Raw genomic sequence first — 13,116 nt, 5'->3', positions numbered from 1 at the left:
AGGAGCATGGTGCGCATTCTTAATCTACCAAGCAGGCCGCTTCAGGCGCTGTTTGAGCTGCTACTTACCCTAAACGCTGTCCTCTACCCCATCTCGGCGGCCGCTTGGGATGAAGTCTGGATCGGCGAAGAGAAGGAACCGGTGCGCGTCTGGACGCAAAAGGTTCCCGGAAGTGATTTTGACGCCTTTAAAGGTGAAGTCGTGATTAATGCCTCCATCGATCAAATTCTTTCCGTGATTCGCGATACCCAAAACGTGCCTAAATGGTATTACCGAACTCTGGAGGCGCGTCAACTCAAACGCCTAAACAAACACCAGGCGTTAAATTATGCCGTTACCTCCGCTCCCTGGCCGGTGAGCGACCGGGATTCGGTGACGTTGGCTACGGTACACAAAAGTGAGGATGGCATTGTAACCATTGAGCTTGAAGCGCGCCCCGATGCGTATCCCAAACAGCCAAACCGCATTCGGATTCCAAGACTCGACGGCTTTTGGCAGTTACGCCCGATCTCAGAGGGGCAAACTCAGGTTATACTGCAGATAGCCACCGAACCGGGTGGACAAATTCCCAGCTGGCTGGCGAATGTGATGGTTGTGGAGATGCCCTACTACAGCTTGACCCGCTTAAAAACACGCGTTGAATCCATCTACCCTTCGCCGTAAATACATTTGAATGATCGAGCTGACAAACGCAACAGGCCTGTTCAGTTTGCTATCAGCCCAATCACTCGCTGTCGTTTTTTAAACGGCGTTCAATCTGAATGGGGGCTTCCTGAGTATCGAAATACAGAGTACGGCTTGGGAAGGCCATCTCTGCCTGATGTGCTTCGACAATGTCACTGATCTTCAGCAGCACATCCTCTTTGATTTCATGGAAGCGTACCCAATCCGTAGTTTTGGTGAAAGTATAAATAAAAAAATCCAGTGAAGACGCGCCGAACTGATTAAAGTTCACAATCATGGTCTGGTTTTGATCAATCTCCGGGTGGGCCCGCAGCATCTCTTTGACCGCAGCGGTGATCGAACGCATTTGATGTACGTCCGCATAGCGAATGCCCATCGTCTCCTTAATTCGGCGGTTGGTCATGCGCGACGGGTTTTCAATGGCGATATTGGAAAAAATACCGTTCGGAATGTAGAGCGGACGCTTGTCAAACGTGCGCACCGTGGTCATGCGCCAACCGATGTTTTCCACCGTGCCTTCGATGTCCTTATCCGGTGAACGAATCCAATCCCCCACCGTAAACGGCTTGTCCATATATAGCATTAAACCGCCAAATACGTTGCCCAGCAGGTCTTTCGCAGCAAAACCGACAGCAATCCCGCCGACACCACCGAAAGCGAGCAGGCCTGTTAAGTTCACGCCAAACGCATTCAGGAAGAACAGGCCGGTAAACACAAACGCCAGCAATTTGATGATCTTAGCCAGAGCTTCCACCGTGACTTCATCCAGGTTGTCGTTCTCTTTGGCGTACTCTTTTAAATGCAATTCCAAACGTTGCACCAAACGGATTACATACCAACCGAATGAAAGCGTGAGGATGGTCGATTTAAACGACTGAATAAACGGCACCATGCCGCTATAGACTTCAAAGTGGGTAATCACGGTAATCAGCGCCAATACCGAGCCGTTGACCCAGATAAAGAATGACGCCGGTGATCTGGCGGCATCCACAAAACTGTCCAACCAGACTTTGTTTCTTTTTATTAAGCGCTCATGAATGGCTCTCAGCAGCCAGCGCTGAATGATATCGATCGTAGTCGTGACCAGTAAAATGCCACTGACCATCAATATCCAAACATTGCCTCCAAACAGGGCCACCAAATCGGCCCAACCTTGAGCGATCCACGCCATTAAATTAACTCCTGTTGATCGTGTCTTTGATTAAGTCGTTTAAGCGTCTCTGTCGCCGCCTGCCATAACGGATGATAAGGCAACTTTGCATACTCCACTTTTTCATGCGCGTGCAGTCGAATCAAACGGGCATGTGATAAAGGCCCGGCATGCCACTGTATTATAGAAAGCACTTCGTCTGCCGCCACAGGATCATTGCACACCAGCACCAAATCACAGCCGGCTTGTAAGGCTTTCAAAACGCGCTCTGGAGCACTGCCGTAAGCCGCCGCTGCTTGCATGCTCATATCATCGCTGATAATCGCGCCTTCAAAATGGCATTGCTGACGCAAAACGGTTTGCAGCCAATGACTTGACAAGCCGGCCGGCAACGAATCGACTTTTGAATAAATCACATGGGCAGGCATCACCGCATCTACGCCGTTTTCGATCAAACTGATAAACGGCTGCATGTCTTTCTGCTCGATTTCTGCGTAAGGACGCTCGTCTACCGCCACTTCATAATGGCTGTCGGCCTCAATAAAACCGTGGCCTGGAAAGTGTTTGGCCACCGATGCCATACCCGCTCTGCGCATCCCTTTCATTAATTGGAAGGCCAATTTGCTGACTGTGACCGGATTCATCGCAAAAGCACGATCGCCGATGACCTTGCTGCCACCATAATCCAGATCCACTACCGGCGCAAAACTGAAGTCGACGCCAACCGAGAGCAGTTCCGATGCCAATAGCCATCCGGCTTTTTCTGCGGCATCCAAGGCGGCTTTGGCATCTTCCTGATAGAGCTGGCCAAACAGACGCATCGGCGGTATACGGGTAAAGCCGTTTTTAAAACGTTGAACCCGGCCCCCTTCATGATCCACGGCAATCAGCAGGCGTGGATGACGCAAGGCATGAATCGATTTGGTTAGGCGCTGAAGTTGTTCAACCGATTCGAAGTTACGTGAGAACAGAATGACACCGGCAACGAGAGGATCCATCAGTCGTTCTATTTCATGGGGCTGAAGCTCTGTACCCTCAACATCGATCATCAGGCTTCCCAGTGACATGGCTTCGCCAGCCGATTGATTCATGCTCGGTTCCTTTTCTGCATTTATTTCAAGTTGACGCTATGATAACCAAAAAACAGGCTGAAATGGTATGTGACAGTTTCAAATAGTTGTCATACTTGGCGATTACACTTTACTGGAATACACAGAGATGAGAGAAAAGCGCGTGGCTAAGTTAATTGGAATTGCAACGCATCAAGAATCCAAAGGCCCTATTACCACTCACGAACGTATCTGGGTCAGTCGTGAAAGCGGTTTGCAAGGCGACTTCCAAGGGGCTAAAAATCGCAGCAAACAGGTGACGATACTGTCACAGAAAAGCTGGCAGCAGGCCTGCTCAGAAGTGAATGCCGAGATTGATTGGACAGAGCGCCGTGCCAATCTGTTGGTGGACGACATGAATTTTGACGAGAGCATGATCGGCCAACAAGTCCAAATCGGTTCGGTGCTGTTGGAGATTACCTGCGAAACCGATCCTTGTAAACGCATGGAGGCTCTGCAACCCGGTCTGAAAGGCGCCCTGACTCCAAATTGGCGCGGTGGCGCGCGTTGTAAGGTGTTACGCGAAGGCGAAATTCAGCTAGGCGACAAGGTTCAGCTTCTAAAACGCTTCTAAAACGCTTTTCAGGCGTTATTAAGGCTTCTCGCATAAATTCAGCGATTCGATTGGCGTGAACGCACATCCAAGTAATCGCGCCATTGATCACCAATAAGATTTACCGCCAGCACCACCAGCATGAGTGCCATACCGGGCACGAGTACCAAATGAGGCGCGACCAGCAGATAGCGTGTCCCCTCTTTGATCATGTTCCCCCAAGACGCATCCGGTGGCTGGACGCCCAGCCCTAAAAAGGACAGGCCGGCCTCGGAAATCACCGCGCCGGCAACGCCAAAGGTCGCTTCAACGCCAAGCGGAGCCAAGGACAGCGGCAGCAGGTGACGCAGCAAAATACGCCAGGTCGGCACCGCGAGCGCACGTGCGGCCAAGATATGCTCACGGCTGCGCAAACTCAAGGTTTGTGCTCGTGCCAGCCGCGCATAACCGACCCAGCCGACAACCACCAAAGCGAAAATAACGTTTTCAATGCCCGGCCCTAATATGGCCGCTAAGGCAATCGCCAGAAGCAAACCGGGAAAAGCCAGGAAGACATCGATTACCTTGGTGATAATACGATCCGTCCAACCACCCATATAACCGCTGTAGATACCGATAGCGGTACCGATTACAAACGAAAAAAACACGACACCGACGGCCACAAACAGTGAGGTTTGCGCTCCTAACACCACCCTTTCCAGAAGCGGGCGTCCAAGCTCGTCTGCCCCGAACATCAAGCTTCCGCCTGGCGGTGACAGCAGTCGATCCAATTGAACTTCATTGGCCTGCGGACCGATCCAAAACCCGGCGATAGCCATGATCAACCACAGCGAGACGATGAGGTAACTGAAATAACGTAACATTAGCTGGCCACCCTGATACGCGGATCCAGCCAAGCGTACACCAGTTCGGTGAGACCATTAATGGAAATGTAGGCGACACTGATGACCAAAATACAACCTTGCACCACCGGATAATCGCGGCGCTGGATCGATTCCACCAGCAGCTGTCCCAGACCGGGCCAGTCAAACACAACCTCGGTAATCACCGCCCCTCCCAGAAGGGTACCCAGTTGCAGCCCCAATATAGTCACCACCGGCAGCAGGGCGTTAGCTAGTGCATGCTGTCCGTACACTCTAAAACCGGACAACCCTTTGGCCTGAGCGGTGCGAATGTAATCTTCATGCAGTACTTCCAGTAACGAAGCGCGCAGCATACGCGCTAAAATCGCGGCCAGTGCCGTCCCTAGAGTAATGGCGGGCAAGAACCAAGAAAACGGCTGTTCAGCGCCGCTTACCGGAAACCAGCCCAGGGTCAGTGAAAACAGCAAAATCAGCATCGGCCCCAGCCAGAAATTGGGAATGGAAACACCGATGAGAGAGACCGTCATTGAGAGCTGGTCCGGCCACTGCCCTCTTTTTAACGCGGCCCAGAGTCCGAGTGGAAACGCAAGCAATACGGCGACCGCGAGTGCCATCAATGCCAGCTGTAAGGTCATGGGAAAACGTTCGGCGATGAGCTGGCTGACCGGCTGCTGAAAAAACAGCGACTGACCAAAATCCCCGATAAAAACACCTTGCAGATAGTGCCAATATTGCACATAAATAGGCTGATCGAGCCCCAGCTGTTGGCGAAGTGCGGTTTCATCCGCCGGACTGGCCCAATCACCAAGCATAACGGCCACCGGGTCCCCCGGTACCAAATGAATCAGAAAGAATACCAAAGTGCCGACGATCCAGGAAACAAACAGGACCGATCCTAACAGCCGCAACAGATAACCAATCATGCTACGATCTCCACCGGTGTGCCTACGGGTACGCGGTCAAACAGTTCGATAATATCAGCGTTACGCATACGGATACAGCCATGGGATCTAGGAATCCCCATCGGTTCGCTGTCGGGCGTACCATGTAAATAGATATAGCGCTGCATAGTATCGACATTCCCCAGACGGTTGCGTCCCCTTTCCAGTCCGGAAAGCCAGAGAATGCGACTTAGGATCCAATCTCGACTTGGGTATTGAGCTGCGAGGTTTTCATCGTATATTTCACCGGTAGGACGCCGGCCGACCAATACCGCGTTAATGGGCAGACCAGTTCCGATTTTGGCGCGGACGATATGTTTTCCCAACGGGGTTTTACCGGAGTTTTTTTCGCTACCAATGCCATTGGCCGCCGTGCTGATCGGACAGCTCATCAGTTGCGCAGAACCGTTTAACAACTGTAAACGCTGTTCGGCGACAGAAATACGAATGGACAGAGTGTGGCTGCTTGGCTGTGACAAAATGAATTCGGGGCTAATAGTGCTAAATAAAGTGATTAAATACAGATCAAATTAGCCACTATTCTAACCCCGTTTCCGGAGGATTTCAGGTTTTATCCATGCGATTTCTCATGGGCAAGTATATGCTTGGCATCAATTCCTTCAGAATGACCAGGCCTGTTGAAAATCAGTGTCATTGCGTTTCTGCAATCGCCTGCCAGTGCGCGCCAAATGAAAACGAACGATAACGTTCACAGACAACCTTGTCCCAGTGAACAATACCCGCTTTACGCATCAGATGACTGACAAACGCTTGTTTATCCGGAAGCTGCTCCCAAACCGAAGGCAAGAAGGTCGCGCGGCGCATACCCTGTGAAATGATCAGCCCGTCTTCATAAGCGACCAGCTGATCAAGCAAGTCGGCTTGACGTTCACAGCCATGCATTAATTCTGGCTGTGACAGCACCGATATATGCAGCTCTACATTAACGACTTCCTCGATATTAAGCGGAGAAAAACGCGGATCACGAAAGGCCGCAGAATAGGCGTTAGCAGCGACGTCTTCGATCAGTGGACGCTGGGCCTCAAGCGTGCCAATACAACCGCGCAGTTGTCCCTTTTGATTAATCGTGACAAAGCTCGCCCCTTGCCGATTAAGTTTTGTATCCGTCGATTCGATCTGTTTGACCGAGTCATTTGCTAATCCGGATCGGATACTGTGTTTCGCAATCTGTAGCAGGTGCCCTTGTTGCTGGTCATTTAAACGCATTGCACTTTCTCCTCATAAAACGCCCAGGTGCCGTAGCCAACCACGCGATGTTTATCTCCGGCGGTGTCACCGGAATTGATGCGTTCGATCGGTTCAATATGCAATGGATAAGACTCCGCCCATGCCAACAGACCCTGAATGCCTTTATAACCACAGGCCCGTTCCCCGCTTAACGACTGCCATTGACCCAACTGGATCATCTGGGCCGTTTCATTGTCAATGAAATTAGCCGTAGCATAATCGTGAAAATGGCTTAAATCACTGCTGATGACAAAATAAACCCCTTCCTGGTGCCAAAGCGCTTCAAACACTTGTCTAACCGCGTGGGGATCAATGCGACCGTTCAGCAGCGGCAGTACTTTGACCTTCGGCAGAAGATGCTTAATAAAGGGAAATTCCACTTCCAAGCTGTGTTCCTGTGCCTGAGCGGCATTGAATACTTTTAGAAAATCAAACTGCTCAAGCAGGTGCTCACGTAAATCGGTATCGATGTTTAAGCTGCCTAGCGGAGTAGCCACCGCATCATGATCAATGGTGGTCATGCCATTAAACGGCACACGATGCGCCGGACCGATGACGACAATGGTTTTGATAGGCCCCATCGCATCGCGCCACAAAGCAAAACCTTTCGCGGCGGTCTCTCCGGAATAAATATAACCGGCGTGCGGCACAATCAACGCTCTGGGAATATCGGTTCTGTTTGTCTGGTTATGGTTCATCCATTCAGCAAACATCCCTTGCAGTTGTTCAGCTTGTTCAGGATAAAACGAACCGGCTACGGCCGCCTGCTTGATGTTATTGCCGGTTTCAAACATGATGATCAACCTTGAAAAAGGATTAAGTTACAACCATATATGGAGATAACCTATTAAGATTTCAAGGTAACCAAAGTGAAAAACGTTAATCTTCAAGAAGATTCAGTCATTCCCGTGGAGCACTGGCATGCGCTGGATAATGGTCTAATTCAATGTGACCTGTGTCCCCGGGAGTGCAAACTTCATGAAGGACAACGCGGATTCTGTTTTGTGCGTGGACGTAAAGACAATCAAATGTGGCTGACCTCCTATGGACGCTCCAGCGGATTTTGTATTGATCCGATCGAAAAGAAACCGCTCAATCATTTCCTTCCCGGTTCTTCGGTACTCTCATTCGGCACCGCCGGCTGTAACCTGGCCTGTAAATTCTGTCAAAACTGGGATATGTCCAAAGCGCGAGATATGGATCGATTGCTGGATCAGGCGGCTCCGGAAGCGTTGGCGCAAGCCGCCAAGCAGAATGGCTGCGCCTCTGTGGCCTACACCTACAACGATCCGGTTATTTTTTACGAATACGCCCTGGATACCGCCCAGGCCTGCCGCGAGCAAGGGGTTAAAAATGTCGCCGTGACCGCCGGTTACATCAGTGAGCAGCCGCGTGAAGCTTTTTTTAAATCGATGGATGCCGCCAATATTGATTTAAAGGCGTTTAATGAACGCTTCTATGAAAAGTTGACCGGAGCCAAACTGCAACCCGTGCTGGAGACGATCGAATATGCGGTGAATGAAACCGACTGCTGGGTGGAGCTGACCACACTGCTTATACCCGGAGAGAACGATTCGGAAACGGAAATTGGCAAAATGAGCGAATGGATTTTGGCGCATTGTGGAGAATCAGTTCCGTTGCATTTTACCGCCTATCACCCGGATTACCGGATGATGAATAACCCGCCTACCCCGGCCTCCACCCTGGAAAAGGCCCGAGAAATCGCCATGAGTGCCGGCCTTAAATACGTTTTCACCGGAAATGTCGTCGACCCGGAAGGTCAAGCTACCTATTGCCCATGCTGTCAGCGTAAACTGATTGGCCGCCGCCATTATGAAATCAGTGAATGGCATCTGCATCAGGGGCATTGCGAACACTGTGGCTGTAAAATTGACGGAATTTTTGCCGATCGCCCAGGAACCTGGGGAAATCGTCGTCTACCGGTGCGATTAAACAGCTTTTGAACCTGATATTTTCAAATCAATAAAAATACCATATTTGTAAGCATAAAAAACTTATGGGCAAAATGGTAAAAAATCACACTAACGGGTGATGAAAGTGATCTATCAGGACCATAAAATAGAAACCAAGGACGAAGCAAACAGCATAAACACTCTGGTTGCTTACTCCAATTTTGTTCTTTAACTGTTTATTTGTTGTGCCAAACTTGTTGTGAAGCAAGGACGGAAAGCCAAGGGTCTTGAAGATTCAAATCGACAAGATAGCCGGTTGCCAAATAATAGAACCTTATCGGTTCTAATATGCCCTCTTCGCTCATTTTTGTGCCTTCATTTTAGTTTGTTTCAAGCTTTGAAAAGGAAGGTTTAAAATGATCAATACAATTCTCAAAACCACTGCTGTTACACTTGCTGCATTTTCGTTCGCTGTCGCTGCGCCGGTTGAAGCCGGTGGAAAAGGCGGTAAATTGGGTAATGGTGGAAATTCAGGAAGCAATAGCTCACAAACTCAGACGGTAACTGAAACCAGTAGTCAGTTAACTGTCTTTGAATCCACCAGCCTTAAATTCATGCGTGAAGAAGAAAAGCTGGCGCGAGATGTCTATCTGACTCTGTATGAGCGGTGGGGAGTGCCAATTTTTGCCAACATTGCTGAATCGGAACAGCAGCATACCAATACCATCGCCGCGCTGCTGGCAAAATACGGCATTGAAGATCCGGTAAAAGACGATTCAGTTGGCGCCTTTACCGATCCGGCCTTTAGCGAACTATTTACGGCACTGGTTAACCTTGGATCGCAAAGTTACGAAGCGGCCCTGATGGTGGGAACCGAAATTGAAGAGTTGGATATCGCTGATCTGAATGAGCAGATTAATGTAATTAACAAGCAAGATATTGTTAACGCATACAATAACTTATTGAAAGGTTCAAGAAACCACTTGCGTAGCTTTTACAGCCTGGTGGTCGAAGGCGGATTCGAATATACACCTAAGCATATCACACAGGAAGAGTTTGATGCGATTGTGAACTCGGAGATGGAAACTGGAAATATCAACTGAGTCGTATCCGGTTCACAGGGTCTCATAATGGAAAAGCCGGTTTTAGACCGGCTTTTTTATTTTGAAACTCTATGCACTCTTTTGCACATTCACCAGCGCGTCATAGCGCCCATCGGCAAACAGTCGGTAATGGGAAATCGCTTTACGACTCACCGCATACTGGTCTTCATACCATAACGGCAGCGCCGCCAGACTGTTCTGTAGATGAATTTGCAACTCTCGGTAAATTCTCGCTTGTTCCTCCAATGAGCTTTCTGTAGCCGCCTGCTCGATTAATGCATCTGCCGTGGCATCCCGATAACGGCCGCGATTGGCCCCTTTGGGGGGAATCGCACTGCTGGCAAACACATATTGGAAAATGTCCGGGCTTTTAACGCCAACCCACGCCAAGCTGTAGAGCTGAAAGCGACCCTTTTTAATGTCGCTGTAAAAGGTTCCCCAGTCATAGCTTTGAATCTTGAGCTGAATCCCGATTTTTTTCAGCTGAGACTGGTAGATCGTCGCCAAGCGAATCCGTGTCGGATCGTTAGAAGTCTTGTAGCTCAACTCAATCAAGCCTTCGGAATTGAGCAGGCCTGATGGGATGTCAACCGATTTGAGCAGTTCACGGGCTTTTTCAGGATCGTAAGGATAGCCATCAATCTTTTTCACCCCACACCAATGTTCCGGAATCAGCAGGCCGCCTGCCAAACGCGCATGGCCGTCAAACATCGCATCAATCACCGCCTGGCGGTCAATTCCATAAGCAATCGCCTGACGCATAGGCAGCTGCGAGAGCAATGAATCTTCAAAGTTAAAACCGATATAACCAAAGCTACTGCCTCCATGCCAATCCACCTGCAGATCAGGCTGTTGGCTGCAATAGTGCACCAGTTCCGGCGAAAGGTCGTTCTGCACCAGATCCAATTCGCCCTTACGCAGTTTCAAAACCCGCACTGTGGCATCCTTGACCGGTATAAATTCGATTAACGCTTTATCCGGGCGCTGCAGCGTGAGCTTTTGTTCACTTAAAGCGACAAAACGGCATGGCCCACTGCCGATCGGCTGGGTATGAAATGGATGGCTGTCTTCGATTAAATCTTTGGGCAAAATGCCGATCACCAAGCGGCCGACAAATAACGGGTCGGGTTCGGAGAGCTTAAAATCCACTTGCTGAGTATTGATCGCTTCTACCGATTGAATCGCTTTCAGTGATCCGCGGTGTGCAGAGCCGGTCGCAGGATCCAAAACACTTTGATAGGTCGCCGCCACATCATCTGCCGTTAGCGGCTTGCCGTGATGAAACACAGCCTGCTCGCGCAAGCTAAAACGATAGTGCGTTGGATTAATCTGCTCCCAGCTGGCAAGGTCTGCGACGGGCTTGAAACTCGCATCGAAATCGATCAATTGGCGATAAATCAAGCGGTTGACCCGGCTCGATAGGGCATCGGTCGCCTTGCGCGGGTCTAACATGCGCGGGCGTCCGTTGACCCCCATCCGAATCGTCTCGGTGGCTTGTTGAGGGGAACACGCCGACAGCACCGGCAGAGAAAGCAGCGCCGAGCTTTGTAACAGTCTGCGCCGACTGATGCGGGGAGTAAACTTGGTAGCGGGTATCGTCATGGATTCAGGTAGTTAGAGCCATAAGAATGAAAGGCTCTAAATGAATGGATAAGAACTTAAGAGTTTGTTGCATCGTTCATTTCAGGTTCGCTTAACAGCGCATCATAAGTAACGAGGTCGTCCGCTTTCAGGTCCCCGGCGGTCGCTTCCAACGCCAAGCGGTTGAGAATTTGCGCATGTAAGGCTTCGACCAGATTACGACGTGCATTGTAAAAATTGGAACGGGCCGTCAACACTTCCAACAAGCTTTTCAAACCGACTTTGTAGCCCTCTTCGGCCGCTTCCAAAAAGGCGCGATTGGATTTGACCGCTTCGCGTAGCGCGGCAATCAAGCTTTGGCCGCGTTCAATGCTACGCACCTGCACACGCGCATTCAGACGCGCCTGTTCTCGGCTGTCACGCAGTGCTTCATTCACGGATTGATAGTTATAGCGCGCTTCGGTCACCTTAGCGGAGGTGCCGCCACCGGAATACAGAGGCAGGCTCACACTGACACCGATGCTATTTGATCGATTGTCGTTATAGGTAATGCTTCCGGCCGCGTAATCGGAATAGTCGGTATCTACGATTTTGGCCTGCAAGCCAGCGGTAAACCAATGGCCGGATTTTTGCACTTCAATCTCTTCCGCCGCCACTTGGCTTTGCATTTCAAGTTGGAGAACGGAGAGGTTGTTTTTCTGCGCTCGCTGTTCCCATTCGCTTAAATCCAGCGACTCTTCAGGCAGTTTCACCTGCAGCATCAATGTCTTTAATTGCTTTACCGGCTTGCCGGTCAATTTCATCAGTTCTTCATAAGCGACATCCAGCGCATTTTCCGCACTGATACGGTTGGATTTCGACAGGTCGTAACTCGATTTGGCCTGCAGCACGTCGGTCATGCTCGCCAAGCCGACTTCGGCAGACGCCTTGGCACGTTCCCACTGTACGCGATCGGCTTCTTCCTGAGCCTCTGAAAGCGCCACATCTTCCTGCGCCAGCAGCACTTTAAAGTACTGGTCGGCGGTGCGGGTAATCAGATCTTGTTCCGCGCTGTTAAAGGTGTATTCCGCCTGTTGCAGCGATTGCTCCGATTGGGTGTAGCGCGCCCATGAAGCATGGTCGTACAGTGATTGATTCAGTGTTAATGAAAGTTGACGAGTCTTGACGTCTCCTCTGTCGGCAGGAAGATCGCTATCGTTAATGCTGTATGAGGCATCGGCTTGAATTTGCGGTAACAGAGCCGAGCGAGCTTGAGCGACTCCCTGTTTGCTGGCTTCATATACCGCTTTCTGCTGCGCGAGCTGGGCATCATGCAGTACCGCCATCTGATAAATATCCAACAGGCCTGGGCTGCTGGCATTGGCAACCGAAGCGGAAGCGACGCAAACCACCAATAAAGCTGAAGCCAAAGTGGAACTTGGAGAGAATATTGGGCGTTTATTGTTTTTCATCGGCACTCCACTCCTTAAACGGATATTTACTCAAACTGATATTATAAAAACGGGCTTCGTTTGTCACTTCACGACCGGCCCATTCCGGTAAAACCACATGGTCTTCTTCGGTTTCCATTTCCACTTCGCCAATGATCAGGCCGGCATTGTCACCCAGAAACTCGTCGATTTCCCAAATATGATCGGCATAACGCACCAGGTAACGGATTTTCTCAATCACCGGGCCGACGGTCAGCGTGGCGAGAATTTTTTTGGCGTCTTCAAGCGGCAGGTGAACTTCATATTCGTCACGACTCAGACCGATTTCCAGACTTTTAATATTCAGATTGGCCTGCTCACCTTCAATACGCACGCGCACCGAACTTTTGGCGGTTTTATCGGAAATGTCATTCAGATAACCTTGGGCAAAATGGGTCTGCTGAAACGCCAAGGCTTTCCAAGCATCGCCTTTCATTAAAAATTTTCGTTCAATCTCTCTTGCCATCGCGATTTCCTGTTAGGCCTGGTTCATCAACCATGA

14 protein-coding genes and 1 riboswitch are annotated in these 13,116 nt (G+C 50.2%); of the genes, 4 read left to right on the top strand and 10 right to left on the bottom strand.

The features are described from left to right. The first annotated feature begins 6 nt into the window (after positions 1 to 6). Positions 7 to 663, top strand: coding sequence for an START domain-containing protein (locus QCB44_RS04505; protein ID WP_279408142.1), 657 nt, complete (start codon positions 7 to 9; stop codon positions 661 to 663). A 61-nt stretch (positions 664 to 724) separates the two neighbouring features. On the opposite strand, the gene QCB44_RS04500 is transcribed toward QCB44_RS04505, so the two are convergent. Next, positions 725 to 1,855 (bottom strand): mechanosensitive ion channel family protein, encoded by a 1,131-nt coding sequence (locus QCB44_RS04500; RefSeq protein WP_279408141.1) that lies wholly within the window; start codon positions 1,853 to 1,855, stop codon positions 725 to 727. Beyond that, complete coding sequence (gene nagZ / locus QCB44_RS04495) at positions 1,855 to 2,925, bottom strand: beta-N-acetylhexosaminidase (RefSeq protein WP_279408140.1); 1,071 nt, start codon at positions 2,923 to 2,925, stop codon at positions 1,855 to 1,857. Before nagZ ends, QCB44_RS04500 begins: the two co-directional genes overlap by 1 nt. Before the next feature lie 142 nt (positions 2,926 to 3,067). Here nagZ and QCB44_RS04490 point away from each other — a divergent pair, with 142 nt between their 5' ends. Continuing rightward, positions 3,068 to 3,517: an MOSC domain-containing protein gene (locus tag QCB44_RS04490; RefSeq protein WP_279408139.1), complete on the top strand. Its 450-nt coding sequence runs from the start codon at positions 3,068 to 3,070 to the stop codon at positions 3,515 to 3,517. A 38-nt stretch (positions 3,518 to 3,555) separates the two neighbouring features. Here QCB44_RS04490 and QCB44_RS04485 read toward each other — a convergent pair whose 3' ends face one another. The 5 genes from QCB44_RS04485 to amrB all read right to left on the bottom strand — a co-directional run bounded on the left by QCB44_RS04485 (position 3,556) and on the right by amrB (position 7,342). After that, complete coding sequence (locus QCB44_RS04485) at positions 3,556 to 4,359, bottom strand: ABC transporter permease (protein ID WP_279408138.1); 804 nt, start codon at positions 4,357 to 4,359, stop codon at positions 3,556 to 3,558. Further along, on the bottom strand, positions 4,359 to 5,282 hold the full coding sequence (gene nikB, locus QCB44_RS04480) for a nickel ABC transporter permease (protein WP_279408137.1): 924 nt from the start codon (positions 5,280 to 5,282) through the stop codon (positions 4,359 to 4,361). The genes QCB44_RS04485 and nikB overlap by 1 nt, the downstream gene beginning before the upstream one ends. Further along, entirely contained in the window at positions 5,279 to 5,779 is a 501-nt protein-coding gene (locus QCB44_RS04475; RefSeq protein ID WP_279408136.1) for a L,D-transpeptidase, read from the bottom strand. Before QCB44_RS04475 ends, nikB begins: the two co-directional genes overlap by 4 nt. Before the next feature lie 172 nt (positions 5,780 to 5,951). Further along, positions 5,952 to 6,527, bottom strand: coding sequence for an AmmeMemoRadiSam system protein A (gene amrA, locus QCB44_RS04470; protein ID WP_279408135.1), 576 nt, complete (start codon positions 6,525 to 6,527; stop codon positions 5,952 to 5,954). Further along, entirely contained in the window at positions 6,518 to 7,342 is an 825-nt protein-coding gene (amrB, locus tag QCB44_RS04465; RefSeq protein WP_279408134.1) for an AmmeMemoRadiSam system protein B, read from the bottom strand. The genes amrA and amrB overlap by 10 nt, the downstream gene beginning before the upstream one ends. Before the next feature lie 75 nt (positions 7,343 to 7,417). Between amrB and amrS the strand changes: the two genes are divergently transcribed. Next, entirely contained in the window at positions 7,418 to 8,512 is a 1,095-nt protein-coding gene (gene amrS / locus QCB44_RS04460) for an AmmeMemoRadiSam system radical SAM enzyme (RefSeq protein ID WP_279408133.1), read from the top strand. Between the two features lie 186 nt (positions 8,513 to 8,698). Next, positions 8,699 to 8,785, top strand: a riboswitch (cyclic di-GMP riboswitch). 92 nt (positions 8,786 to 8,877) lie between these two features. Continuing rightward, positions 8,878 to 9,564, top strand: coding sequence for a DUF2202 domain-containing protein (locus QCB44_RS04455; protein WP_279408132.1), 687 nt, complete (start codon positions 8,878 to 8,880; stop codon positions 9,562 to 9,564). Positions 9,565 to 9,633: 69 nt separating this feature from the next. Here the strand turns inward: QCB44_RS04455 and QCB44_RS04450 are convergent, their stop codons facing one another. The 3 genes from QCB44_RS04450 to QCB44_RS04440 are packed head-to-tail and all read right to left on the bottom strand — an operon-like array spanning position 9,634 to position 13,080. Beyond that, positions 9,634 to 11,166 carry an ABC transporter substrate-binding protein gene (locus tag QCB44_RS04450; protein WP_279408131.1) on the bottom strand — a complete coding sequence of 511 codons (1,533 nt, stop codon included), beginning with the start codon at positions 11,164 to 11,166 and terminating at the stop codon, positions 9,634 to 9,636. Positions 11,167 to 11,222: 56 nt separating this feature from the next. Next, positions 11,223 to 12,596, bottom strand: a complete 1,374-nt coding sequence (locus QCB44_RS04445; RefSeq protein WP_279408130.1) for a TolC family outer membrane protein — start codon at positions 12,594 to 12,596, stop codon at positions 11,223 to 11,225. Beyond that, a complete protein-coding gene (locus QCB44_RS04440; protein ID WP_279408129.1) occupies positions 12,583 to 13,080 on the bottom strand; it encodes a CYTH domain-containing protein in 498 nt (165 codons plus the stop codon). The genes QCB44_RS04445 and QCB44_RS04440 overlap by 14 nt, the downstream gene beginning before the upstream one ends. Positions 13,081 to 13,116 lie beyond the last annotated feature (36 nt).

It is taken from the genome of Thiomicrorhabdus sp. zzn3, assembly GCF_029767755.1.
In the GTDB taxonomy this organism is placed as follows: Bacteria; Pseudomonadota; Gammaproteobacteria; order Thiomicrospirales; family Thiomicrospiraceae; genus Thiomicrorhabdus.
This window is presented reverse-complemented; position numbering and strand designations above follow the sequence as displayed.

Coding starts and splice junctions, on each gene's coding strand:
- QCB44_RS04505 (WP_279408142.1), top strand. CDS start 7: ATGGTGCGCATTCTTAATCTACCAAGCAGGCCGCTTCAGGCGCTGTTT.
- QCB44_RS04500 (WP_279408141.1), bottom strand. CDS start 1,855: ATGGCGTGGATCGCTCAAGGTTGGGCCGATTTGGTGGCCCTGTTTGGA.
- nagZ (WP_279408140.1), bottom strand. CDS start 2,925: ATGAATCAATCGGCTGGCGAAGCCATGTCACTGGGAAGCCTGATGATC.
- QCB44_RS04485 (WP_279408138.1), bottom strand. CDS start 4,359: ATGTTACGTTATTTCAGTTACCTCATCGTCTCGCTGTGGTTGATCATG.
- nikB (WP_279408137.1), bottom strand. CDS start 5,282: ATGATTGGTTATCTGTTGCGGCTGTTAGGATCGGTCCTGTTTGTTTCC.
- amrA (WP_279408135.1), bottom strand. CDS start 6,527: ATGCGTTTAAATGACCAGCAACAAGGGCACCTGCTACAGATTGCGAAA.
- amrB (WP_279408134.1), bottom strand. CDS start 7,342: ATGTTTGAAACCGGCAATAACATCAAGCAGGCGGCCGTAGCCGGTTCG.
- QCB44_RS04455 (WP_279408132.1), top strand. CDS start 8,878: ATGATCAATACAATTCTCAAAACCACTGCTGTTACACTTGCTGCATTT.
- QCB44_RS04450 (WP_279408131.1), bottom strand. CDS start 11,166: ATGACGATACCCGCTACCAAGTTTACTCCCCGCATCAGTCGGCGCAGA.
- QCB44_RS04445 (WP_279408130.1), bottom strand. CDS start 12,596: ATGAAAAACAATAAACGCCCAATATTCTCTCCAAGTTCCACTTTGGCT.
- QCB44_RS04440 (WP_279408129.1), bottom strand. CDS start 13,080: ATGGCAAGAGAGATTGAACGAAAATTTTTAATGAAAGGCGATGCTTGG.